At 47.1% G+C, this 24,756-nt stretch carries 23 protein-coding genes; 18 read left to right on the top strand and 5 right to left on the bottom strand.

Annotation, left to right across the window (positions count from 1 at the left end):
- Positions 1-52 precede the first annotated feature (52 nt).
- The 8 genes from MHH76_RS18705 (at position 53) to MHH76_RS18670 (ending at position 10,041) form a co-directional block, all read left to right on the top strand.
- Positions 53-1,471, top strand: a complete 1,419-nt coding sequence (locus tag MHH76_RS18705) for a S41 family peptidase (RefSeq protein WP_043054488.1) — start codon at positions 53-55, stop codon at positions 1,469-1,471.
- Between the two features lie 352 nt (positions 1,472-1,823).
- A complete protein-coding gene (gene swrA / locus MHH76_RS18700; protein ID WP_003185659.1) occupies positions 1,824-2,177 on the top strand; it encodes a swarming motility protein SwrAA in 354 nt (117 codons plus the stop codon).
- Positions 2,178-2,474: 297 nt separating this feature from the next.
- A complete protein-coding gene (locus MHH76_RS18695) occupies positions 2,475-3,686 on the top strand; it encodes a PDZ domain-containing protein (protein WP_020453091.1) in 1,212 nt (403 codons plus the stop codon).
- A gap of 125 nt (positions 3,687-3,811) precedes the next feature.
- Positions 3,812-4,105 carry a DUF5316 domain-containing protein gene (locus tag MHH76_RS18690; RefSeq protein WP_020453090.1) on the top strand — a complete coding sequence of 98 codons (294 nt, stop codon included), beginning with the start codon at positions 3,812-3,814 and terminating at the stop codon, positions 4,103-4,105.
- Between the two features lie 118 nt (positions 4,106-4,223).
- Positions 4,224-4,457 (top strand): CsbA family protein, encoded by a 234-nt coding sequence (locus MHH76_RS18685; RefSeq protein ID WP_020453089.1) that lies wholly within the window; start codon positions 4,224-4,226, stop codon positions 4,455-4,457.
- Between the two features lie 183 nt (positions 4,458-4,640).
- Entirely contained in the window at positions 4,641-6,626 is a 1,986-nt protein-coding gene (gene uvrB / locus MHH76_RS18680; RefSeq protein WP_020453088.1) for an excinuclease ABC subunit UvrB, read from the top strand.
- A 7-nt stretch (positions 6,627-6,633) separates the two neighbouring features.
- Complete coding sequence (gene uvrA, locus MHH76_RS18675) at positions 6,634-9,507, top strand: excinuclease ABC subunit UvrA (RefSeq protein ID WP_020453087.1); 2,874 nt, start codon at positions 6,634-6,636, stop codon at positions 9,505-9,507.
- Between the two features lie 141 nt (positions 9,508-9,648).
- Positions 9,649-10,041 carry a VOC family protein gene (locus tag MHH76_RS18670; RefSeq protein ID WP_031305052.1) on the top strand — a complete coding sequence of 131 codons (393 nt, stop codon included), beginning with the start codon at positions 9,649-9,651 and terminating at the stop codon, positions 10,039-10,041.
- On the opposite strand, the gene MHH76_RS18665 is transcribed toward MHH76_RS18670, so the two are convergent.
- The gene (locus tag MHH76_RS18665; protein WP_043054487.1) at positions 10,038-10,268 is read right to left on the bottom strand and encodes a hypothetical protein; all 231 of its coding nucleotides are present in this window, start codon (positions 10,266-10,268) and stop codon (positions 10,038-10,040) included. The two genes, MHH76_RS18670 and MHH76_RS18665, sit on opposite strands and share 4 nt — an antisense overlap.
- A 214-nt stretch (positions 10,269-10,482) precedes the next feature.
- Between MHH76_RS18665 and MHH76_RS18660 the strand changes: the two genes are divergently transcribed.
- The 5 genes from MHH76_RS18660 to MHH76_RS18640 all read left to right on the top strand — a co-directional run bounded on the left by MHH76_RS18660 (position 10,483) and on the right by MHH76_RS18640 (position 16,598).
- Positions 10,483-10,809 (top strand): DUF4870 domain-containing protein, encoded by a 327-nt coding sequence (locus MHH76_RS18660; protein ID WP_020453085.1) that lies wholly within the window; start codon positions 10,483-10,485, stop codon positions 10,807-10,809.
- Between the two features lie 25 nt (positions 10,810-10,834).
- Positions 10,835-11,929, top strand: a complete 1,095-nt coding sequence (locus tag MHH76_RS18655) for a DUF4097 domain-containing protein (protein WP_020453084.1) — start codon at positions 10,835-10,837, stop codon at positions 11,927-11,929.
- A 4-nt stretch (positions 11,930-11,933) separates the two neighbouring features.
- Complete coding sequence (locus MHH76_RS18650; RefSeq protein ID WP_020453083.1) at positions 11,934-12,134, top strand: PspC domain-containing protein; 201 nt, start codon at positions 11,934-11,936, stop codon at positions 12,132-12,134.
- Entirely contained in the window at positions 12,131-12,490 is a 360-nt protein-coding gene (locus tag MHH76_RS18645) for a phage holin family protein (RefSeq protein ID WP_023856370.1), read from the top strand. Before MHH76_RS18650 ends, MHH76_RS18645 begins: the two co-directional genes overlap by 4 nt.
- Positions 12,491-12,587: 97 nt before the next feature.
- A complete protein-coding gene (locus MHH76_RS18640) occupies positions 12,588-16,598 on the top strand; it encodes a metallophosphoesterase (RefSeq protein ID WP_043054486.1) in 4,011 nt (1,336 codons plus the stop codon).
- Between the two features lie 16 nt (positions 16,599-16,614).
- On the opposite strand, the gene MHH76_RS18635 is transcribed toward MHH76_RS18640, so the two are convergent.
- Together MHH76_RS18635 and MHH76_RS18630 are read right to left on the bottom strand one after the other, a co-directional pair.
- Positions 16,615-18,174, bottom strand: a complete 1,560-nt coding sequence (locus tag MHH76_RS18635; protein WP_020453080.1) for an MFS transporter — start codon at positions 18,172-18,174, stop codon at positions 16,615-16,617.
- Between the two features lie 139 nt (positions 18,175-18,313).
- The gene (locus tag MHH76_RS18630) at positions 18,314-18,793 is read right to left on the bottom strand and encodes a MarR family transcriptional regulator (RefSeq protein WP_020453079.1); all 480 of its coding nucleotides are present in this window, start codon (positions 18,791-18,793) and stop codon (positions 18,314-18,316) included.
- 196 nt (positions 18,794-18,989) lie between these two features.
- Here MHH76_RS18630 and hprK point away from each other — a divergent pair, with 196 nt between their 5' ends.
- Genes hprK through MHH76_RS18605 form a run of 5 tightly spaced genes read left to right on the top strand, consistent with a single transcriptional unit; the run spans position 18,990 to position 22,870 of the window.
- The gene (gene hprK / locus MHH76_RS18625) at positions 18,990-19,922 is read left to right on the top strand and encodes an HPr(Ser) kinase/phosphatase (RefSeq protein ID WP_020453078.1); all 933 of its coding nucleotides are present in this window, start codon (positions 18,990-18,992) and stop codon (positions 19,920-19,922) included.
- An 11-nt stretch (positions 19,923-19,933) separates the two neighbouring features.
- Entirely contained in the window at positions 19,934-20,746 is an 813-nt protein-coding gene (gene lgt / locus MHH76_RS18620) for a prolipoprotein diacylglyceryl transferase (RefSeq protein ID WP_020453077.1), read from the top strand.
- A 24-nt stretch (positions 20,747-20,770) separates the two neighbouring features.
- Positions 20,771-21,718: a nucleoside recognition domain-containing protein gene (locus MHH76_RS18615; RefSeq protein ID WP_020453076.1), complete on the top strand. Its 948-nt coding sequence runs from the start codon at positions 20,771-20,773 to the stop codon at positions 21,716-21,718.
- The gene (gene ppaX / locus MHH76_RS18610; protein WP_020453075.1) at positions 21,708-22,355 is read left to right on the top strand and encodes a pyrophosphatase PpaX; all 648 of its coding nucleotides are present in this window, start codon (positions 21,708-21,710) and stop codon (positions 22,353-22,355) included. Before MHH76_RS18615 ends, ppaX begins: the two co-directional genes overlap by 11 nt.
- A complete protein-coding gene (locus tag MHH76_RS18605; protein ID WP_020453074.1) occupies positions 22,352-22,870 on the top strand; it encodes an acyltransferase in 519 nt (172 codons plus the stop codon). Before ppaX ends, MHH76_RS18605 begins: the two co-directional genes overlap by 4 nt.
- 29 nt (positions 22,871-22,899) lie before the next feature.
- Here MHH76_RS18605 and MHH76_RS18600 read toward each other — a convergent pair whose 3' ends face one another.
- Positions 22,900-23,565 (bottom strand): pectate lyase, encoded by a 666-nt coding sequence (locus tag MHH76_RS18600; protein ID WP_035339279.1) that lies wholly within the window; start codon positions 23,563-23,565, stop codon positions 22,900-22,902.
- Between the two features lie 283 nt (positions 23,566-23,848).
- Positions 23,849-24,574, bottom strand: a complete 726-nt coding sequence (locus tag MHH76_RS18595; protein ID WP_020453072.1) for a C39 family peptidase — start codon at positions 24,572-24,574, stop codon at positions 23,849-23,851.
- Positions 24,575-24,756 lie beyond the last annotated feature (182 nt).

The following is a 24,756-nucleotide window of genomic DNA, read 5'->3' as shown; positions in this document are numbered from 1 at the left end:
GCATAATACTTCAAGCAACAAAATATAGTGCAGGCAGAAGAGGAGGTATAGGATGAATCAGAAGATTGCACGGCTCATCATTGCGCTCAGCCTGTTATGCGGCTTGGTAACAGGCGCCGGTCCGATTCCGTTTCATGATGCCGTTCCAAAAGCATCAGCGGCTGCCGTCAGAAACGAATTGGAGAAAATTGAGAAAGCGTATGACCTGATTTCAAATGAATATGTAGAGCAGGTCGACAGGGAAAAGCTGTTGGAAGGAGCCATACAGGGCATGCTTTCAACATTGAATGACCCATACTCGGTTTATATGGATAAACAGACGGCAAAGCGGTTTTCAGATTCCCTTGATTCCTCTTTTGAAGGAATCGGCGCAGAAATCGGAATGGAAGACAGGAAAATCATTATCGTTTCTCCTTTTAAACAGTCTCCGGCAGAGAAAGCCGGATTAAAGCCGAACGATGAAATCATCAGTATCGACGGCGATTCCATGGCCGGAATGGATTTGAATGACGCCGTATTAAAGATCAGGGGCAAAAAGGGGTCGACGGTTACGCTGAAAGTTCATCGGCCCGGCATGAAAGATCAGCTGACATTTACAATTAAGCGCGATGAAATTCCGCTGGAAACGGTATTTGCTTCCATTAAAAAAATACAGGAAAAACCTGTCGGCTATATCGCAATATCTTCCTTTTCCGAACATACGGCAAAAGATTTTACTGCTGAACTGAAAAAGCTTGAGAAAAAGGGAATAAAAGGGCTCGTTTTGGATGTAAGAGGCAATCCGGGCGGATACTTGCAAAGCGTTGAAGACATTTTAAAACATTTTGTGACAAAAGATCATCCATATATACAAATCGCCGAAAGAAACGGAAATAAAAAACAATACTTTTCAAAATTAAAAGAGAAAAAACCATATCCTGTGAGCGTGATTACGGACAAGGGCAGCGCTTCAGCGTCGGAAATTCTTGCAGGTGCATTAAAAGAAGCCGAGGGTTACGACGTGGTGGGCGATCCTTCCTTTGGAAAGGGAACCGTCCAGCAAGCGGTTCCGATGGGAGACGGAAGCAATATTAAGCTGACGCTGTATAAATGGCTGACGCCTAAAGGGAATTGGATCCATAAGCAGGGAATTCAGCCGACCGTTCCAGTCGCCCAGCCTGCATATTTCTCGGTGGGGCCTGTACAGCTGAAGGAGCCTCTCAAGCCGGATATGAACAACAATGAAATTAAGCGGGCACAGCACCTGCTGAAAGGACTCGGGTTTGTCCCCGGCCGGGAAGACGGCTATTACAGTAAAGGCACAAAAAAAGCCGTCATGGCGTTTCAGGCTGAAAACAAGCTGAAACAAACGGGCATCATTGACCAAAAAACGGCAAATACAATGAACCTGCGGATTGAAGAGAAAAAGATGAAAGAAAAGAACGATCTTCAGCTGCAAACCGCATTAAAAGTGCTGTTTAACAAAAAGTGAGGACACAGGATGTCCTCACTTTTTTTATTCTCAGAAAATAAATTCTCAATCTTTTTACCTAAAATTTTTGTTTTTTCATAAAAAAAACATTCATAATGAATAGAATTGACCCGATAACATAAGTGTATGGGAGACTTTATAAGGATGTAAAGATGCAGTAAAAATGTAACTTTTGCAAGTTGTATAACTAAGGAAAACTTTTTAAAATAGAACCAAAGCTTTTTCAAGAATTATAATGTGTGCATTTTTTTTGCGGAGAATGTTAGCGCGGTTTGCGTTCTTCGTCTCTGTTGGTGGAGTCGTCTGACGCTTGCGCTTTTCTTATATATAAATAATAAATGGGGGTACACGATTGAAAAGGGCAAGTATTGTGAGAGAGAAAAAATACTATGAATTAGTGGAGCAGTTAAAAGTTCGATCACAAGACGTTACGTTTTCCGCTACAAAGGCAGTAGGGTTGCTTATGCTGTTCAGCAGATACCTCGTAAACTACACTTCGGTCGAAAGTGTGGAGGATATCAATGAGGATTGCGCGGAACTTTATTTCAACTACTTGATGGACAACCACAAGCGGCTCGGCATCAATCTGACCGATATCAAGCGGTCAATGCAGCTGATAGGAGATATTCTAGATGTCGAAGTCAATCATTACCTGAAAGACTTTTCTTTGTCGAATGTGACGCTTTGGATGAGCCAGGAGAAATAAACCTCACGTTTACCATACCCAAGCATTTTATTATTTGTTAGAATAATAATAAAATGCACCAGCTTGCCTAAAGGTGCCAGCATTTGTCGTCACGAATGCGCTTAAAAAGCACCGGCGTTAAAGCATCATGACGAAAGTTTCTGCGGCTGACGGCTCAGGCATCCCGCCTGAACGGCCGCACGTCATTTCCTCGTGCCGACGCTTTAGACAAGCTGGGTTTCCCTAAAATATCCAACGTTAAAAAGCTGCCGTATTTAAGGCGGCCTGAAATGCTTGGCTGAGGCGGTGAACGTTCCCTTGTCAGTTGAAGAAAGCTTAATTGAACTTTTAAAAGGAGCAGGATTGTTTTTTCTGCACCCGCTCTTCTATTTTATGATGATCATGAGTCTTGCTTACGGCTATGCCCGGATCAAACGTGAAAGAAAGACGTTTCATACGCGTATTGAAGATATTTATGACGAGTTTAAGTTTACATATTCTAAAGGACTCTTGGCGGGACTCGTGCTGTCCATTGTTTCGTTCGGCTTAGGGCTGTATCTGCCGATGGGTATGCTGGTTTTAATAGCGGCGGTCAGCGTTGCCGCAGCTTTAACTTTCAGACAGAGTCTGCTGTCAGCGGCATATACGCTTGGCGTGAGCATCGTCGCCGGTTTATGTATCGAATACACCGGTTTCGGAGCGCTTGACGCATTACTTCCGCAGCTGTCCCTCGCGAATTGGCCGGCTGCTGCCGTCTTGCTCGGACTTCTGTTGGTAGCGGAAGGAGTGCTCGTCTACAAAACGGCACATATCAAAACTTCCCCTGCGATCGTTATGAGCAAAAGAGGGCTCCCGATCGGCCAGCAGATTGCGGGCAGAACCTGGCTTTTGCCGTTGTTCATTCTCATTCCGGGACATGCGATCGAATCATCGGTTCCGTGGTGGCCCGTTCTGTCATTTAACGGAGGCTTTGAGCTCCTCTGGATTCCTTATTTCATCGGCTTCGGCCAAAGAGTTCAAGGATCGCTTCCGATTGAAAGCATTAAAATTACAGCGAAGCGCATCAGCGTGCTTGGTATTATCATTCTGCTGCTCGCGGCCGGAAGCGTATGGTGGACGCCGCTTGCCGCTCTTGCCGCCGGAGCGGCGATCGCAGGAAGGGCCTTTTTATCATGGAAACAGCGGATGAACGATAATTCCGCCCCTTTCCATTTTTCAAAGAGAGACCAGGGGCTCGTGGTGCTCGGCATTATTCCGAACACGCCGGCAGCCGATCTCGGTCTCAAGATCGGCGAAATCATCACGAAGGTTAACGGGATTTCAGTGAAAAATGCGGCGGACTTCTACGAAGCGCTTCAAAAGAACCGTGCTTTCTTCAAACTTGAAGTCGTCGGTTTAAACAATGAAATTCGTTTTGAACAAAGAGCTTCATATGAAGGAGAGCATCATGAGCTTGGCATCATCTTTGTAAAAGAAGAGGATGCGGCGATGAAGCACGCTGAGGCAGCCGCCTCACAAGAAACAGAATAATTGATGTTAATAAAGCGCCGCTTTTTCGGGCGCTTTTGCTTTTCCTTTTGGGGAATCTTTTTGGTTGTCTTTTACAAAACGTTCCGCTAGGATGATGGATAGAACCGATTGAAGGAGAATGATTGATGAAAAAGGCTTTTCTCGCCGGTGTTTTTGTTTGTTTGATAGCTGTATTGATTTCGGCTGCGGCCGGGGATTGGACGTTGATTTTCAAAGTTTCGGGATCCGCCGGACTAGGCGCAATTCTGCTGTCTGCTTTATGTTCCGGCGTATTTGTCAGCGGTGACCGGTTCAAGGGAAATCACGATTCGGAAACGAAGGAGCACAGGGAGTGGAACGGCAAACTGGCAAACGCACTCGCCGTTTTCGCCATGCCGAACCTCCTGGCAGCCGGAATCTCGTTCTTTTTCGCCTTTTAACGTCTGATTCCGAATAACGCGGCATGATAATGGACAAAATGAATGAGTGTCCATGTTTGTCCGTTTCTTTGTTCTTTAATATAATCGAATAAGATCAAGAAACGTGAGGAGGGTTTTTGTGTTTACAAAAGCCGTTTTTGCACTGATATTTCCTTTCTTGCTTGTCTTGTTTTTTACAAGGGTGACCTATAACCATTACGTCGGGATTGCGCTGACCGCAGCGCTGTTGTTCGCTTCATATTTAAAAGGTTATACGGAAACCTTTTTTATTGTAGGACTTGATATCGTCTCGCTCGTGGCCGGTTCACTCTATGCGGCGAAAAAGGCGGGCGAAAAGAAGGAAGACTCATAGAAATCGTAAGAATGATTGCCGTAAAGCCCTGCTTTTGATGACAAAAAGGAGGGGTTTTTTGATAGATCAGGAAGGGCCGGCTTTTGTGGGAAAACACAGAAACCGAACTTTAGTTCGTATTTTTACTTCGGGTGTGTTAAAATAATAAGCAGGAAGATTTCGTAAAGAAACGGAGGCTTTTTTGTGAAAGACCGCTTTGAATTAGTCTCGAATTATCAGCCCCAGGGGGATCAGCCGAAAGCGATTGATCAGCTTGTCAAAGGAATCAATGAAGGCAGAAAGCATCAGACGCTTTTGGGGGCGACCGGTACAGGAAAGACGTTTACGATGTCAAACGTGATTAAAGAAGTCAACAAACCGACTCTCGTCATCGCCCACAACAAAACGCTCGCCGGACAGCTGTACAGCGAGTTTAAGGAATTTTTCCCAAACAACGCAGTCGAATATTTTGTCAGCTATTATGACTATTACCAGCCTGAAGCTTACGTGCCTCAGACTGATACATTTATCGAAAAAGATGCCAGCATTAACGATGAGATTGATAAATTAAGGCACTCTGCCACGTCTGCTCTTTTTGAACGCAAAGATGTCATCATTGTGGCGAGTGTTTCTTGTATTTACGGCTTGGGTTCCCCAGAGGAATACAGGGAACTGGTGCTCTCGCTCAGAGCGGAAATGGAAATCGAGCGAAATGAGCTGCTCAGAAAGCTCGTTGACATCCAATATGCGCGGAATGATATCGACTTTCAGCGCGGAACATTCAGGGTGCGCGGCGATGTCGTCGAGATTTTCCCGGCTTCAAGGGATGAGCACTGCATCCGGGTTGAATTTTTCGGGGACGAAATCGAACGAATCAGGGAAGTGGATGCCCTGACAGGCGAAATTTTAGGGGAGAGGGAACACGTCGCGATCTTCCCGGCTTCCCACTTCGTCACGCGGGAAGAAAAGATGAAGAAAGCGATCATAAACATTGAAGAGGAGCTGGAAGAGCGCCTTAAAGCGCTTCGTGAAGAAGGCAAGCTCCTTGAAGCCCAGCGTCTGGAACAGCGGACGAGATACGATTTGGAAATGATGCGCGAAATGGGCTTTTGCTCGGGCATCGAAAACTATTCAAGGCATTTGACGCTTCGTCCGGCAGGTTCGACTCCATATACGCTGCTCGATTACTTTCCGGACGATTTCCTGATGGTCATAGACGAGTCGCATGTCACCATGCCGCAGATCAGAGGAATGTACAACGGAGACCAGGCGAGGAAACAGGTTCTCGTCGATCACGGATTCAGGCTCCCTTCCGCTTTGGATAACCGTCCGCTCAGGTTTGAAGAGTTTGAAAAGCACATTCACAACATCGTGTATGTGTCGGCTACGCCGGGCCCTTATGAACTTGAGCATACGCCTGAAATGGTAGAGCAGATCATCCGGCCGACGGGGCTGCTTGATCCGATCATTGAGGTAAGGCCGATTGAAGGGCAGATCGATGATCTGATCGGCGAAATCCAGCAGAGAATCGAGCGGAATGAACGCGTCCTCGTCACTACGCTGACGAAAAAAATGTCCGAGGATTTGACGGATTATCTGAAAGAAATCGGAATCAAGGTCACGTACCTGCATTCCGAGATTAAAACGCTGGAGCGGATCGAGATCATCCGCGACCTTCGCCTCGGCAAGCATGACGTTCTCATTGGCATCAACCTGCTGAGGGAAGGACTCGATATTCCGGAGGTTTCACTTGTCGCCATCCTTGATGCAGACAAAGAAGGCTTTTTGCGGTCTGAGCGTTCGCTCATCCAAACAATCGGCCGCGCCGCCAGAAATGCCGAAGGCCGCGTGATCATGTATGCCGACAAAATCACCAACTCAATGGAAATCGCAATCAATGAAACGAAGCGCCGCCGCGAACAGCAGGAGGCCTATAATGATAAACACGGCATTACGCCGAAAACGATCAACAAAAAGATCAGGGACGTCATCCGGGCAACTCATGCTGCTGAAGAGCAGGAAGAATATCAAGCAAAAGAGGAGCCGAAGCTTTCGAAGATGACGAAGAAAGAGCGGGAAAAAGTGATCGCTCAAATGGAAAACGACATGAAGGAAGCCGCAAAAGCGCTTGACTTTGAACGTGCCGCTGAGCTTCGCGACTTGCTCCTAGAGTTAAAATCGGAAGGATGAATGGAGAATGGCAACGAAACGAATTGAGGTGAAAGGTGCAAGGGCCCACAACCTGAAAAATATCGATGTCTCTATTCCGAGGGACCAGCTTGTCGTGCTGACAGGTCTTTCGGGATCAGGGAAATCATCCCTTGCGTTCGATACGATATATGCAGAGGGGCAACGGCGCTATGTCGAGTCTCTCTCCGCGTATGCCCGCCAGTTTTTAGGACAGATGGACAAACCCGACGTCGATGCGATCGAAGGCCTGTCGCCGGCGATCAGCATCGATCAGAAAACGACGAGCCGGAACCCCCGGTCGACAGTCGGAACGGTGACGGAAATCTATGATTATCTCCGGCTGCTGTTTGCCAGAATCGGAAAGCCGGTCTGCCCGGTTCACGGCATTGAAATTACCTCGCAAACGATCGAACAGATGACGGACAGAATTTTGGAATATCCCGAGCGCACGAAGATCCAGGTGCTCGCGCCGATCGTCTCGGGAAGAAAAGGTTCGCACGTGAAGGTGCTCGACCAAATCAGAAAACAAGGCTATGTGAGAGTCCGGATCGACGGCGAAATGAACGACCTCTCAGAAGACATCGAGCTCGAAAAGAATAAAAAGCATTCGATTGAAGTCGTCGTCGACCGTATCGTTATAAAAGAAGGGGTAGCAGCCCGTCTCACAGACTCGCTCGAAACGGCGCTCCGCCTCGGTGAAGGCCGCGTGATCATCGATGTGATCGGACAGGAAGAGCTGCTTTTCAGCGAACATCATGCCTGCCCGCACTGCGGTTTTTCAATCGGTGAACTGGAGCCGAGAATGTTCTCTTTCAACAGCCCGTTCGGCGCGTGTCCGAGCTGCGACGGCCTCGGGTCCAAGCTGGAAGTCGATGTAGAGCTCGTCATTCCAAACGATGAGCTGTCGCTAAAGGAGAATGCGATTGCACCTTGGGAACCGCAAAGCTCCCAGTATTATCCGAAGCTGCTTGAAGCGGTATGCAGCCATTATGGAATCGATATGGATGTTCCGGTCAGGGAGCTGCCGAAGCACCAGCTTGAAAAAATCCTTTACGGCAGCGGAGACGAGCAGATTTATTTCAGATATGAAAACGACTTCGGACAGGTCCGGGAAAACTACATTGAGTTCGAAGGCGTCATCCGCAATATCGAAAGGCGCTATAAAGAAACGAGCTCTGATTACGTTCGGGAACTGATGGAAAAATACATGGCCAATCAGCCGTGCCCTTCATGCAAAGGCTACCGTCTGAAAAAGGAATCCCTCGCCGTACTGGTAAACGGCCTTCATATCGGCAAAATAACCGAAATGTCGGTTTCTAACGCCCTTCAATTTTTCCGTGAACTTGAACTTTCGGAAAAAGACATGAAGATCGCCAACCTCATTTTGCGGGAGATTAAAGAGCGCCTTGGATTTTTGAACAATGTCGGGCTTGACTATTTGACGCTCAGCCGCGCCGCCGGCACTCTGTCGGGAGGAGAAGCGCAGCGGATCAGGCTTGCAACGCAAATCGGCTCAAGGCTGACCGGTGTCCTCTACATTCTTGATGAGCCGTCAATCGGTCTTCATCAGCGCGATAATGACCGCCTGATTGATACGCTCAAAAACATGAGGGATATCGGAAACACCTTGATCGTCGTCGAGCATGACGAGGACACGATGCTTGCCGCCGACTATTTAATTGATATCGGACCCGGCGCGGGCGTACACGGGGGAGAAGTGATCTCTGCCGGAACACCGGAAGAAGTGATGAACGATGATCAATCGCTGACAGGGCAGTACCTCTCAGGGAAAAAATTCATTCCTCTTCCTGCCGAGAGAAGGAAGCCTGACAACCGTTTTATCGAGGTAAAAGGCGCAAAGGAAAACAACTTGAAAAATGTTTCCGTGAAGTTTCCGCTCGGCGTGTTCACAGCTGTCACCGGGGTATCGGGATCAGGGAAAAGCACGCTCGTCAATGAAATTCTCCACAAAACGCTGGCTCAGAAGCTGCATCGGGCGAAGGCAAAACCGGGAGAATACAAAGAAATAAAAGGAATCGAGCACCTCGATAAAGTGATCGACATCGACCAGTCTCCGATCGGCCGGACGCCGAGGTCAAACCCGGCCACATATACCGGCGTGTTCGATGACATCCGTGACGTGTTTGCCCAGACGAATGAAGCGAAAGTCAGAGGATACAAAAAAGGGCGCTTCAGCTTTAACGTCAAAGGCGGGCGCTGTGAAGCCTGCAAAGGCGACGGAATTATTAAAATCGAAATGCACTTCCTGCCCGATGTATACGTTCCTTGTGAGGTTTGCCACGGAAAGAGATACAACCGTGAAACGCTTCAGGTCACATACAAAGGTAAAAACATTTCTGACGTGCTTGAGATGACGGTCGAAAATGCCGTTCAATTTTTTGAGAACATCCCGAAAATCAAGCGCAAGCTGCAGACCCTCTATGATGTCGGGCTTGGCTATATTACGCTCGGACAGCCGGCTACAACGCTTTCCGGGGGAGAAGCGCAGCGGGTCAAATTGGCATCTGAACTTCATCGCCGTTCAACGGGAAGATCACTCTATATCTTGGACGAGCCGACGACAGGACTGCATGTCGATGATATCGCAAGGCTTTTGGCCGTTCTGCAGCGCCTGGTCGATAATGGAGATACCGTGCTTGTAATCGAACACAATCTCGATATTATAAAAGCAGCTGATTATTTGATCGATTTGGGCCCTGAAGGAGGAGACGGCGGGGGGACGATCGTGGCCTCCGGACCGCCCGAAGAAGTCATGAAAGTTGAAGGGTCATATACCGGCCATTATTTAAAACCGATCATTGAACGCGACAAAAACAGAATGAAAAAGCGGCTTCAGGAAAAAGAAGCTGTCAGACCGTAAATAACATGCTGCCGATCTCACGTCGGCAGCTTTTTCAATGGCCGAATGATCAGCGGCAAGCTTTGTTCAAAAGATTTTCATTGCTCTTTTATTCAATAGCTGTTATAACGTAAAAAACAAACCATAAAGGGGGATGGGGTGATGAAGATCGATCGGATTGATCATCTGGTCCTGACGGTCAAAGACCTTGAAGCGACATGCGAATTTTACAGCCGTGTGTTGGGGATGGATGCGGTCACTTTTAGAGAAGGAAGAAAAGCGCTGACATTCGGCAGGCAAAAAATAAACCTCCACGAGGCTGGAAAAGAATATGAGCCGAAGGCACAGCACCCGGTGCCCGGCTCCCTGGACCTGTGTTTCATCACAAATACAGGCATTGATGATGTGATCCGTCATCTGGAAGGGCTGTCCATTCAGATTGAAGAAGGCCCCGCAGAGCGGACGGGCGCTGAAGGACCGATCGTTTCGGTGTATATCAGAGATCCCGACGGAAATCTGGTTGAAATATCAAACGAACTTCGTGAGAACGTTTAACGCTCAGTCCGGCTGATGTGTTTGGCCGCTTCAATCATACTGTTTAAAATGTGGGTGCTGCTGCTGTTGAGCAGAACCTTTAAATAGCGGATTTCGCTGGAAAGCGGAGGAGCGGAGTTGATCGCTTCCAATCGGTTCACGATCTCCTGATTCATCCTTTTTTGTTCCTGAATCAGACTAAGAAGCTGGGAGGCGGATGAGGTGGGTACTTCCGATTTCTGTTTCATAACGCTCGCTCCTTTTCTTTGGCTTTGCCACATATTTTAAAGGGTTATAAAAAAAGAATCTATTCATAAAATCTAAAAAAATCAATTCGCGAAGTTTGACGCACGCCGATCGAATGAAAATGAAACCTAAAGGCCAAGATACACGTAAACTGAGTATAAGGTCACTGTACATTAGACTCACAAGAACGCTTTACATCGATAAGGAGTGTTTTGCATGACGAGAAACAACGCACTGATTTCTGCAATTTGTTATTTTAGCGTTTTTTTTGCCCCGCTTATTTTGCCAATCGCTGCGTATTTTATAACAGATGATCAAGAAACGAAAAAGCATGCGATGCGTTCGCTTATTTCGCATATTATTCCGTTTATAAGCGTAGTCATATTGGCAGCAGGCGCGATCAGCGGTTCGCTTATCTTTAATGACGGCGGTTATTTGGCGGTCATTTTCATGGTCGGAGGTTTTGTTTTTTTCGGGATCATCAGCTTGATTATTGTGGTCTGGAACGTTGTTCAAGGGATTAAAATGCTGACTCAGGCCTAAAAGAAGGAGAACGGGGGAGCTTTTCATGAAGCATGAGAAAGAGCGAATTTTAAAATTGGTCGAGGAAGGAAAACTGTCTGCGAAAGAGGCGCTGATCCTGATCGAAAAACTTGAAGAAGACTATAGGGAAACGGAGAGCAAGGTGACAGCTCTGTCTGAAAATGTCATTGATGCGGAAGACTTCTACAGCGAAAAGAAAAAAGAACCGAAGCCTTCAATCGGTTCCAAACTGTTCGAATGGATTGATACCGCTGTAAAAAAAGTGAAAGAAGCAGACCTGGATTTGAATTTCGGGCACTCGTTCGAGGTTCAGCATATATTCCAGTTCAAAGACTCCGATTTTTCGACTCTGGATATTCAGCTTGCCAACGGCAGCGTCAACCTTGTACCATGGAACGATTCCGACATCAGAGTCGAATGCCAGGCAAAAGTGTACCGCGCCGAAAATCAGGATGAAGCAAGGCAGGCTTTTCTCCAGCATATCGACTGCGGTGTGGAAGGCGATAAGTTCACGATCCGCACGGAGAAAAAAACAATGAAGACCAACCTTACCGTCTATATACCGGACAAAGAGTACGGCAAAATCCGCTTTAAGCTGTTTAACGGCCCGGTCAGAGGGGAACATTTAAACGTAAAAGAGCTGTCCGCCAAAACGACGAACGGCGTGCTGTCGTTCTCTGCTCTCACGGCAGGAAAAGCTTCATTGGAAACTGCAAATGGGCAAATCAAACTCGCCGACCATACTTGCGGAGAGATTGAAGCGGAAACCATCAATGGATTGATCGATCTTAAAGGTTCATGCGATGCACTTGACCTGCAGAGCTTTAACGGTAATATTGCTGCAACAGTCAAAAATCCGCACTGCCGGACGGCATACGTGAAAACAACGACTGGAAGCGTAGAGCTGAATGTTCCCCGGGACTGCGCTGTGACAGCGGAGCTGAAAAGCAATCTCGGTTCTCTGTCTCATGATCTGTCAGATGCGGAAATTTTAAAAGAAAAAAACGAGACAATCCAGAAAGAAATGTATCTAAAAGCAAATCAAAATCATGATCATAGCATGACTGTTTTTTTGGAATCGAAGACAGGATCGATCCATTTAAACCATACACAGGAGTGATACAATGAAAAGGCTATTTCGATCCGAAACAGACAGAAAGATTGCCGGGGTCGTCGGGGGTCTTGCTGAGTATTTAAATATGGATGCGTCATTGCTGAGAATCATTACGGTTCTATTATTTATATTTTCGACCGGAGTTCCCGTTCTGCTGATTTATATTGTCTGGGTATTCCTAGTGCCGAATGAAGGGGACGTCGACAGATGATGAAATGGATCATAAACGTTCTTGTCAATGCCTTATTATTAATCGTTATTGCTGGTTACTTTGATTCGGTTCACGTCAGAAGCATCGGGGCAGCCATCACGGCAAGTTTGATTTTATCGATCTTAAATATGTTTGTGAAGCCGGTGCTGGTGATTTTGACGCTGCCTGTCACGGTGATTACGTTAGGTTTATTTTTGTTTATCATCAATGCGATTACTCTTTATATGACCGCATCCATTATGGGGGACAGTTTTGACCTGGACGGCTTTGGGACAGCCATTTTTGCGTCGATCGTCCTGTCGGTTTTCCACTTGCTCATTCAAAAAGCAATTATCGAACCGATGTCCAAAAAATAAGTTGAAGTCTGATGATTCATCAGGCTTCTTTTTTTTGCACGGATGTCTCTTTCATAAAAATGATCTGTAAAGGCAAAATACGAAAGGGAGGTAGACGATGAAAAAGTACAGAAATCGCCAAACCCTTTTGTTTCTGGCCGCAGTTTTACTTTTTGCCTTACAGATGCCGATATCGTCCGCGGCGGAAAAAGAGCACATTCAGCTTAGTTCACCGGCCATCAGGCATACTTCTGTTGAACAAGTAAAAAAAGGAGACGACTTGTATTTTTCCGCGGAGGCGGCCGCTGACACGGTCATTCTGTATTACAAGCAGCATGCCGAATTGCCGTATCGGGGGATTCCGATGGAAGTAGAGCCGGGCAAACAGAACGGCTATATTGCCAAGTTGGAAAGCGAATCCATAGCATCCGACAAAGTCCAGTATTACATTGAGGCTCAGGCCGGTCGTTCCTCTGTGAAGACGGATGTGTATACTGTCGCCCTGAAAGGCGTACGTACGGATACACAAAAGCTTCCGGAGCTGTTGATCACGGAAATGGCTGTCGACACGTCAAACACCGGTGCAAAGGACGGCTATGAATTTATTGAAGTTTATAACAATACCAATAAAGCTGTTCATCTGAACAATTACAAAATGAAATACAGGCATCCTGAAAAGGGCAAGGAATCAGACACCGTCTGGCCTTTTGAACGCGATGATGTGACGATTCCTTCCGGTCAAACACACGTGTTTTGGGTGAAAAACCGCTCAAACGGACATTTGACGGAAGATGACTTCAATCAGCATTACGGTGTTCACCTTCGTAAAGGCAAAACGCTTTCTGTTCTCAAAGGGAGCGGCCTGGCGAATACGGCGCCGAGAGAGGTGATTATCTGCACAAACAGCGGGGAAGAGGTCGCATCCGCCCGTTATCAAAGCAAGCCGGATAAAACTGATGTCACTAAAAATAAAGCGCTTCTTTATCGATATCCGCTGGATGGAACGAAGCATATGAAAATGATATCGGCCGGGGAAGAAACACCGTCTCCTGGTTCGCTTCTGAAGGCGCAGGTTCCTTCACAGACGGTGACGGTCATGCCTGACAGAGAAAAGCCGGCGATCCATGATATGACGGATCATCAAGCGGTCAAACCGGGTGAAACGATTCAGCTCTTAGCTGACATGAAAGACAATCGGCAAGTGAAACAGGCGCAGTTTTTCTACCGTATGAATGATGATGAGCCGTTTACTGAAGTCCGTGTTGAAAAAAGCCGCAATGACGGTTTGTACCGCCACAATATCTATTTTGCCGAGCTCATTGGCAAAGAAAAAGTGGAATACTATATGCGGGCCGGCGATGGATCAAATGTTACGGCGACTGAAAAGAAAACGATACCGCTTGAACAGCGGATTTTAAAGGGGCTCAGGCTGAATGTAAGCGAAGGCGGAACCGTTTCCGGAAAAATGCTGTTGAAAGCCACAGCAGAAAAGCCGCCTTTTGAAACGACAATTCGGATTGACGGAATTGAACAAAAAAAAGGTGAATCAGCGCTTGAAAAAAAAGCCTACTTTGCATTCGATGTCAATCAAACAAATCTGTATTTTAAAAATGCTATAACGATCGGCAGAAGGGTTCAAAAAGTTTTTGACGATTCGCGCCGCCGGTATACGACCATTACGGTTCCGGTTTCTCCGGAGGAATTAAAAAAAGGAAAGCCGTTTGCGATTAAAGTTCGTTCAGGCACGAAGTCAACCCCATTTGAACAATCTGCAGAAGAAAACAGGGATGATTTTGTCCTCAAGAATCCCCGTCTTATCTTAGCGGATGGGACCATCATTCGCGATGAGCAGTACGACGATCCGAAAGCTGAGCTTCCGGCCGGCGACGGTCCAGGGGCGCGCGAATGGTATGAATTCCGTTTTTCGATTCCGGAAGCCAAGTTTACATCGCTTGCCAGTCAATGGCATACACAGGCCTGGGATGAAGGGCCGCACATCGTTGAAGCGGAGAATGGCGAAGAAAGGCTCATCCGCAGGGTGACGGTTGATAATACAGGCCCTGAGATCAAAACGTCACTAAAAGACGGCAGGACGTATAAAGGATCGTTTGAGATCAATGCGGTCGCACACGATAAATGGAGCGGTGTGAAAAGCATAAAAGCCGTTCTTGACGGCAAAAAAATAGCGCTTCCCTATTTTATATCTTCTGCCGGCCTGGATGCGGGAAAGCACGAACTGAAAATAAAAGCGGAGGACAGCGCCGGCAACCTGTCAATCGTGAAAAAGGCATTTTATATTAAAGAGGAAAAGCCGGAGAAGCCCTCCCAGGTCAAAAATGCCCCCGGCAGCACACAAGCTAAGCTGGCCGTTCGCGTCAAGGACCCGACCAAAGATAAGATGAAAGTGTCATTCCATCAAGGGTTTCAGTACACTGTAAAAGACGAAGAGCACGTTGACGTGTCAGCGAACGAAAGCGGGACGGAACCTCCGCAAAGCTTTGCGGTCAGAGGGGAAAAGGCGCTGACAAAAGAAGAGCGCAGCGGCATGTCCGCACCTGACGGAAAAGGTTTTGAAACGTCATCAACAACAAAGTTTCCGTACCATCGCTTTGATGTCAAAGTGGATGAAAATACGGGGCCGAACGACAAGGTGGAAGTGCGGTGGCGAGGCAGTTCGCTTCCCGGCAGAAAAGTCTCCATGTTCGCTTGGAATTGGACGAGCAAGAGGTGGGAGACGCTGACATTCCATGTTGCAAAGGATGAAAAACCTTTCACCCTCAAAGGAAGCATAAAAGCTGCCGATTATATCCGTCAATCCAAGGCGAGCATCATCATTCAGGATCAAATTCAGCTTTCGCAAAATGACTATACATTTGTGTGGATGTCTGATACGCAATATTATTCGGAAAGCTATCCGCACATTTTTGAACGTCAGGTCAAGTGGATCGCCGAACAAAAGGATAAGCTGAACATTCAGTACGTCTTTCATACGGGGGATCTTGTGGATGAAGCGGATCAGCCGCTGCAATGGAAGCGCGCCGACCAGTTCATGAAAGTTCTCGACGACCATCAAGTTCCATACGGCGTGCTGGCGGGCAATCACGATGTCAGCCATAAAGACCGGTCTTATTTGAAATTCGGCAGGTATTTCGGGGAAAGACGTTTTAAACAAAAACCGCATTACGGCGGGTCTTATCAGAATAACAAAGGGCATTACGATCTCATCTCCAGCGGGGGAAACGACTATATCATGGTATCGATGGGGTGGGGAATCGGAAAAAAAGAACTGCAGTGGATAGATGATGTTCTGAAACGCCATCCCGATCGAAAAGCGATTTTGTCATTTCACGAGTTTTTGCTTGTCAGCGGAAGCAGAAGTCCAATCGGGGAGAAAATATTTGAACAGATCATCAAGCGGAATCCGAATGTGATCGCCGTGTTGAGCGGCCACTATCACAGCTCCAACTTAAAAGTCGACAGGCTTGATGATAACGGGGACGGCAAGACGGATCGCAAGGTGTATCAAATGCTTGCCGACTATCAGGGCGGTCCTGAAGGAGGCCAAGGTTATTTAAGAATTCTTCATGTAGATCCGAAGCATGACACGATCCATGTCAAAACGTATTCGCCATATCTTGACGACTATAATTTTTATGATCCGCACCAATTCGGCCCGAAAGACGAGTTCAACATCAAAACGGATCTGAAACCACGGAAGAAAAAGGTTAAAACCGATTATTTTGAGCTGAATGTCTTTTCGAACAAGGAAATTGGGAAAGCAAAAACGGTGAAAAGCGGAAAGACGGCTTCAGTGACATGGAAGGATTTACAGCCGAACACAACCTATTTCTGGTACGCCGCAGCTTCTGACCATTACGGCGGCAAAAGCAGATCTCAGATGTGGAAATTGACGACAAAAGATGACGGCATGAGATCCTTTTTGATAGATCAAACCGCCGGGGTGGGCTCAGCTCTGTGGCAATTGTCGGGGAGCCCCCCGCCGGCCGGCATGAAGTTAAAGCAAGCGAAACTTGAGCCGTCAGGTATGAAAAATCCCCCAATTGCTGTAATCGGCTTTTGGCTGGCTGCGGTATTCATTTGTGAACGTAAAAAGCATTTGTTTTCCTAAGGGGAGCAAATGCTTTTTAGTTTGTCACATCTTTTTTCAGACGGGTTGCCGTGTCGGCTTGTTTTTTTCTGTAAAGCGATAAAATGCTGACAGAAGCGATGACGGCAAGGGAGAGGACGGCGGCTGTGAAGTAGAGGTTAAAAAACCCCGTTCCTACACTTTCATGGATCGCTTCGCTTATAATGTCCTTTACTTTTGGGTCGGGAATCTGGCTGAGTGATTCGTTCAGACGCGCTACGTCCGACTCACCGCCTGTAAATTCTTTTATCGGCATCCCTGCATCATTCAGTTTTTGTTTGATATGTGTGCCGATATTTTCGTAGCCGGCCGTTATATATCCTGCATACAAAGCGGGCGCCAAGGTCATTCCCATCTGCCTGACGAGTGATAATGTGCCGAGCGCTGTCCCGTAATCCTGTTTTGCTGCCTCTGATACAAGCATATTTAACGGCGCGCCTAACAGAAAACCAAAGCCGACCCCTGCGATAATGCTTGCCAAAACAAATTCCCACTTCTCTGTCACCCAGACGGATAAGAGTAAAAACCCGGCGAACGAAATGATTCCCGAGAGCCATGCCGCTTTTACCGGTCCTTTCCGATCAGCGAGCATTCCGCCGAGCCCTGCTCCTATTCCCGAAGCCAGCGCCAGAGGCGTCATCCAATACCCCGCTTTTTCAGGAGCGACATGCAAATATTGTTCCGCATATGCAGGAATGAAAATAACGGCTGCCAAGAGTCCGCCGGATAAAAATCCGATAAAAAGCGTCCATTGAAACACCTTGTTTTTTAATAAGCTGTAGGCAAGTATCGGGTCGCCGCCTTTCAGTTCTATGCGTTTTTCATAAAAGATGAGTCCTGCAAACAGCGCGCAGCCGATCAGAAGAAAACAGTAAACCTTTGGATCGGACAGGACGGCAGACATGTGCTGTCCGTTTATATTCGTTATTCCGTACATCACAGCTAAAATCCCAAGAGACAACAGCACAGTTCCGGCCAGATCGAGCGGCTTCTGTGTTCCGCCTTTTGTTTCTTTCATCAATGGAACGCTGAGAATGATCAGCACTGCGGCAATCGGAAGGTTGATCAAAAACAGCCAGTGCCAGCTTCCGGTCATATCCAAAATAAAGCTGCCGATATTCGGACCGAGCACTGCCGCGATGCCGTTCATCGCACCTAAAAGCCCCAGTGCGGTTCCCTGTTTTTCTTTAGGCAGCGCAGTGAGAATATGCGAGCTTCCGATAATAAAGATTCCGCCGCCGCCAAGCGACTGAATCAGCCTTGCCAATAAAAACATCGGGAAGTTTTGGCTCAATGCAACCAGCAGCGAACCGGCGCCAAACAGCAAGACTTCGATGATAAACAGCTTTTTGCGTCCATACCGGTCAGACAGCTTTCCGACGATCGGGACGCTGACTGCCAAACCGAGCGTATAAAGTGTGATGCCCCAAGCTCCCCATGAGGGGGATACTTGAAAAGAATCGTTGATTGTCGTCAGTGCGGCTGAAATGATGCCATTGTCTAAAGCAGCCATAAACACGCCGATCGTAAATAATAATACGGCCCACTTTTGGTTCACACCATATATCCTCCTTTTTTATTAATTTAAAATGAATAATTCACTTTGAGTGAACTATTTTAATCATCCTTAAAAAAACACGTTTTGTCAAAAGAAATTTTTCAACAAAAAAAGCTGCGCCGTTTTCCGGGCAGCTTGTCTATTCATCGTCAGCTTTTAACGCTTTTTCAAGAATGGTAAGGCCTTCATTCACTTTGGTTTTTTCCTGTTCGTTCAGTTTCTGGAGCGCCTTTTTGAGCTTTTCGTGGCCCTTTTTGTAAAGGCTTCGAAAAATCCCCTTTGCATCTTCGGTTAGTTCAACAACAATCGTTCTCCGGTCTTGCTCGGAATGTGTTCTTTTGATGAAGTTCGCTTGTTCAAGGCGGCTGAGCAGTCCGGTCATATTTGAAAGGGAAGCGCCCATTTTTTCAGCGATTTCAGAGACTTTCAGTGTGCCGTGGTTGTTCAGAAGCATTAAAACTTTCATTTGCGGCATGCTGAGATCGAGCTTCATCCATTCGGAGACATCCCCCAGGCCGGCAGCGGTCAGTACTTTCATATAAAGAACCCATGTCTCTTTTTCTTCCGGGGTCAAAATGTCTTCGTTCAGCACGGTGGTATCATGGATATTGTATTTCAACGGTTCTTCACTTCCTTTTCGCGTTCCTCTTTACATACTACTGATTTTTCGCTTTGAAAGAAAGCCCAGGAAAAGAAGACTTCACCGAAGTGTCAAGGGGGGCCATTTTCAAAAAATGTTTTAGGTTCATTTTGAAAGTGATAGAATAAAGCTGAATGTCTAGTTCTTCATCTGAGAAGAGGAGGGTGCATCAATCGTGCCGAAAGTTCGAACAAAAGATGTGATGGATAAATTTAAGCTTGAGCTCATCAGCGGAGAAGAAGGGATCAACCGTCCGATTACGATGAGCGATTTATCAAGACCGGGCCTTGAAATGGCTGGTTATTTTACATACTATCCAAAAGAGAGGGTTCAGCTGCTTGGGAAGACCGAGATTACCTTTTTTGAAAAGCTTCCAGAGGAAGAAAAAAAGCAGCGGATGCTGTCGTTATGCACGGAAATTACACCGGCGATTATCCTTTCCCGTGATTTGCCGATTCCGCCTGAACTCATCGAGGCTTCCGAAGAAAACGGCGTGCCTGTGCTTCGATCCCCGTTAAAGACGACGCGCCTGACAAGCCGTCTGACGAATTTTCTTGAAAGCCAGCTGGCTCCGACAACTGCGATTCACGGCGTCCTCGTCGATGTTTACGGCGTCGGGGTGCTCATTATCGGAAAGAGCGGCGTTGGAAAAAGCGAAACGGCTTTGGAGCTTGTCAAAAGAGGCCATCGCCTTGTGGCGGATGACTGCGTTGAGATCAGACAGGAAGACCAGGATACATTGATCGGAAGCGCGCCTGAATTAATTGAGCATCTCCTGGAAATCAGAGGCCTTGGCATTATCAATGTCATGACGTTATTTGGCGCGGGGGCGGTCAGAAGCTTTAAGCGGATTACTCTTGTCATGAGTCTGGAGCTTTGGGAGCAAGGAAAGCAGTATGACCGCTTAGGGCTTGAAGAAGATACAATGAAAATTATTGATACAGACGTTCCGAAGCTGACAATTCCGGTTCGTCCGGGAAGAAATCTTGCCGTCATCATCGAAGTGGCCGCAATGAACTTCAGACTAAAGAGAATGGGTCTGAATGCCGCTGAGCAATTTACCCATAAGCTTGCGGATGTGATTGAAGATGGTGAGCTTGAAGAATAGGAGCTGACAATATGAATGAAACGATTGAACCTTTAAATCCGATTGCTTTTCACCTGGGGCCGATTGCTGTCCATTGGTACGGCATTATCATCGGCCTTGGCGCTTTGCTGGGCTTGTGGCTGGCGGTCAGGGAAGGCGAACGGAGGGGGCTGCATAAGGACACCTTTGTCGATTTGGTGCTTTTTGCGATCCCGATTGCGATTTTATGTGCAAGGGCATACTATGTCATTTTTCAATGGGGCTATTACAGTGAACACCCGGACCAGATTATTCAAATATGGAACGGCGGCCTTGCGATCCACGGCGGACTGATCGGCGCCGTGCTGACGGGAATCATTTATGCGAAGGTCAAAGGGCTTTCGTTTTGGAAGCTGGCTGATATTGCTGCTCCAAGCATCCTGCTCGGTCAGGCGATCGGCCGCTGGGGAAACTTTATGAACCAGGAAGCGCACGGTGAGGCGGTGTCAAGAGCGTTTTTAGAAAACCTCCACCTGCCTGATTTTATCATCAATCAAATGTACATCGACGGGCAGTACTACCAGCCTACCTTTTTGTATGAATCGCTGTGGAGCTTCACGGGAGTAGTCGTTCTGCTTCTTTTAAGAAAAGCGAATTTAAAGCGAGGCGAGCTGTTCTTAATCTATGTCATTTGGTATTCGATGGGACGCTACTATATCGAAGGCCTGAGAACGGACAGTCTGATGCTGACGGCGAACCTTCGCATCGCCCAGGTGATTTCAATCGTCCTGATCCTCAGTGCGGCTGCGCTGATAGCCTACAGACGTTTCAAAGGGCGAGAGATTAAACGGTATCAGGAGATGTAGCGATTTTACAAAGGGGAGGCAGCAATGAAGGGAACTTTAAAAGCCGGAGCTGTGGCGGGGCTGAAAACGACGTGGACACTCGGAAAAGTGATTTTTCCTGTCACGCTGATTGTCAGCCTGCTTCAGCATACACCGGTGATGGACTGGTTGATCAAGCTGATCACGCCGGCGATGGGAATTTTCGGGTTGTCAGGGGAAGCGGCGATACCGCTTGTGCTCGGCAACATGCTGAACTTGTATGCCGGAATTGCGGGGATTTTAACGCTTGATTTGACAGTTAAAGAAGTGTTTATTTTAGCGGTGATGCTGTCGTTTTGCCACAATTTGATTATCGAATCGACCGTTGCATCAAGGGTCGGAATTAAAATATGGCTTATTTTGCTTGTGCGCATCGGCCTCGCCGTTTTTTCGGCCTTTATCATTAACCTTGTCTGGCACGGCGGTCAGGATGCGGCCCAATACGGCTTGATCTCTGCGAAAAGCGCCGCTCCTTCCGGCTGGCTTGAAATTGCGCTTGAAGCCGTCACCAAGGCGGGTCTTGGCGTCCTTCAGCTTGCAGCCATCGTGATACCGCTGATGATCATCATTCAATATATGAGAGACCTTGGCTGGCTGCATACTTTTTCAAAGTGGTTTGCACCGCTGACGAGAATGCTCGGCATGAAAGAGAACACCTCAATGACGATGGTTGCCGGGCTGACGATCGGCCTTGCATATGGGGCCGGCGTTATGATCAAAGCGGTCGAAGAAGACGGCGTCAGCAAAAGAGATGTAACGCTCGCGTTTATTTTTCTCGTTGCCTGTCACGCGGTTGTGGAAGACACATTGGTATTTATCCCGCTCGGCATTCCGGTCTGGCCTCTTTTGTTGATCAGGCTTGTAACCGCGATTCTGCTGACGATCGCGATTTCGCGCATCTGGAGAAAGCCGGGTTATTCCGTTCGCAGAAAGGAAGCTTTGTATGAAAGTTAATACGGTTTTATTTGATTTGGATGGAACGCTAATCAATACAAATGAGCTGATCATCGCCTCATTTTTGCACACGCTCGACCATTATGCACCGGGACGCTATAAACGGGAGGATGTCCTTGCTTTCATCGGACCTTCCCTTTATGAAACGTTCTCAAGCATTCAAAAGGATAAGGCTGAAGAAATGATCACCATGTACCGGACATTTAATCATCAGATGCATGATGAACTGGTAACCGAGTATGAGACGGTTTACGAGACGCTGGAACGCCTCGCGGAAGAAGGGTATAAGCTCGGGATTGTCACGACAAAGCTGCGGGACACCGTTATCATGGGGCTTAAACTGACGGGGCTTGATGCCTTTTTCGAGACGGTTGTGACGCTGGATGACGTCAAGCGGCCGAAGCCAGATCCCGAGCCTGTTTTGCTTGCCCTTTCCAAGCTTGGCAGCCGTCCGGAAGAAGCCATCATGATCGGTGATAATTACCACGATATATTAGCAGGGAAGAACGCCGGAACGAAAACAGCAGGCGTTGCGTGGACGATTAAAGGAGAAGAAAGCCTGGCTAAACACGAGCCTGATTTTATGCTCCGGCAAATGAGCGATCTCCTTCGCATTCTTGAGGTGGAGGAAGCTTGAGAAAAACGAAGCGCTATCCGGTGTCCGGCGCCAATTCCTTATGGCACATCTATCAGACGGTTCCATTTTTTAAAGTGGTCAAAAACTTTATCGTCATTCAGGCAGCGCGCTATACGCCGTTTCTTGGGATGAAAAATTGGATGTACCGGACGTTTTTGCGGATGAAAATCGGAGAGAAATGCTCATTTGCTTTAATGGTCATGCCGGATATCATGTTTCCTGAAAAGATCTCCGTCGGGCGTAACACCGTGATCGGCTACAATACGACCATTTTGGCGCACGAGTATTTAATAAAAGAATATCGGCTCGGCGAGGTTGTCATCGGCGATGAAGTCATGATCGGAGCCAATACGACGATCCTTCCAGGCGTCGAAATCGGAGACGGCGCCGTCATTTCCGCCGGTACGCTCGTTCATAAAGATGTGCCTCCGGGCGCTTTTGTCGGCGGCAATCCGATGCGGCTGATCTATACAAAAGAAGAAATGGAAAAAAGGTTGGAGACCCCCGCTGAATAAAGAACGGGGGCCTTTATTTGCAATCAAAGTTAAAATTCATGATTGTTCCTTTCCGTAATATGCTTCACACCGATCCACTTCTTTCCGACTTTTGAGTACCTTGTATTTGTCATCGTAACGGAACTTGTACTGCTGTCGGTTCTGAAGATGGCCTCTTTCATATTTGTAATCGTGCAGTTATCAATATTGACCACTGCCTTAAATGTCGAGCCTCCGAGCTGGCGAATGAATTTGCCTCCTTGATCCGCAGTGAAATTTTTCACGGTAAATGTACTCGCTTTATTAATCTGAAAGATTTTGTCCGCGGCAAGCCGGGCTGATCCTCCGTTAATCGTGACATTTCCTTCGCTTTTGACAGTCAGGGCATCTTCGCCGACATCTTCCCAAACAACATTGCTTATAGAAGCGTTACCATAAGTGTGAACACCGTCAGCAGCAGGAGCGCCAAGCACGACATTTTTGAGCGTTGCGCCATTCTCCACTTTGAAAATCGGTTTTTGATCTTCGCGCTGGCTTCCGTCCCCCAGCTCCGGACCTGCAATCAGCCGCTTGCCTTTCCCGTCATACGTTTGTCCTTTTTCGACTACGATCGTTTTGTGAACGACCTCGGCGGCCGAGGCTTTTTCGGGCAGAGCCTGTCCAAACCCGCAGACGAGCAAACCTGACAAAATAACCGTACCTGCTAATCTCTTCATCATTTTCATCCTCCTCATGAAATATTGTTCAAAACAGATTTGTCTCCCGTAGGTGAAAGCAGTTTCTGGTCCATTTGCAATAAGATGAGACACCTATTTCGGTACTATCATATATGCGAGTTTGCTGACGTGTAAACAAATAATTTGAATATTGTGAAAAAACAGTAAATAAAACACGTGAAATGGGGTTGTTTTCTGTATTTTGGATGTGACGAAAGGGTAAAGGGGCTTATTTTAATAGGGGTTGAAAGAACTAAAAAAAGGCAGGGGGTTAACTGCCTTTTTAGGCGGCGATCACGATCGCCTGACTGCCCATTTGTTTCCATGATTTTTCAAAATGTTCTCTATCTGTTTTTCTGTTTTTATATCCGTACGGATCATTCACATAAACGTAATCTTCATCATAGCCTGTCACGGCAACACTGTGAACGCTGTACGTCACATCGACTTTGCCTGACGGTGTATTCCATGTTTCCATATCGTTGACTGGGGTGAAATGTACAGTGGTGATCACCCAAACCGGTCTTCCCTGATTCAGCTGTTCATATATTTTCTCCGGCTCACTTCCCGTCAAATCGACAGCTTTAGTACCTGCGTATGAATAGGCCAAATCGTAAATCGGGCCATGGTAGACACTCAGTCCGGGTCCGTTTTCCATATCTCCGACAAAGCCGTCGTTAGGATTTCCCTTTAAGCCGTTTTCATAGTGCAGAGGCACTTTTTTCACCTCATTGGCAAGCTCATTTTTTGTGACATGATATCCGCTGTAGTTTAAGATCATCGCCAGGCTGGCGACTTCACAGCCGTTATAAAGCTTCGGCGAGTCCATTTGGTTGATCAGCGGGACGTCAAGCGGCTGACGTACTTCTTTATTGTCAGCAGCATTCTTATGGCTGCTGTGCAGCATTTCGGCTAACGGGCTTAACGCATCTTTAGAAAACAGTATAAGAACGGCGGTCATAAGAGCTGCTACGAAAAAAATAAAAAAAAGAGTTTTGAAAAATTTCATTCTAAGTCTCCTGTCTTCCCTTTGCTGGTTTGGTTAAGGCAAAGATTTGCGATCGTATACATTATAACATCAAGATGTTCATGACATAAAAGTTATCATTTCCCATACGGTCCGGAGTCTATTTTAAGAGCGGCTGTTGATTTTGATTCTTTTATCTGTTAGCATATTATCATATTAGCGAA

This window comes from Bacillus sp. FSL L8-0193 (assembly GCF_037976065.1).
Lineage (GTDB): Bacteria > Bacillota > Bacilli > Bacillales > Bacillaceae > Bacillus > Bacillus paralicheniformis.
The sequence above is the reverse complement of the archived record's forward strand: the minus strand, read 5'-3'. Positions and strand labels throughout refer to the sequence as shown.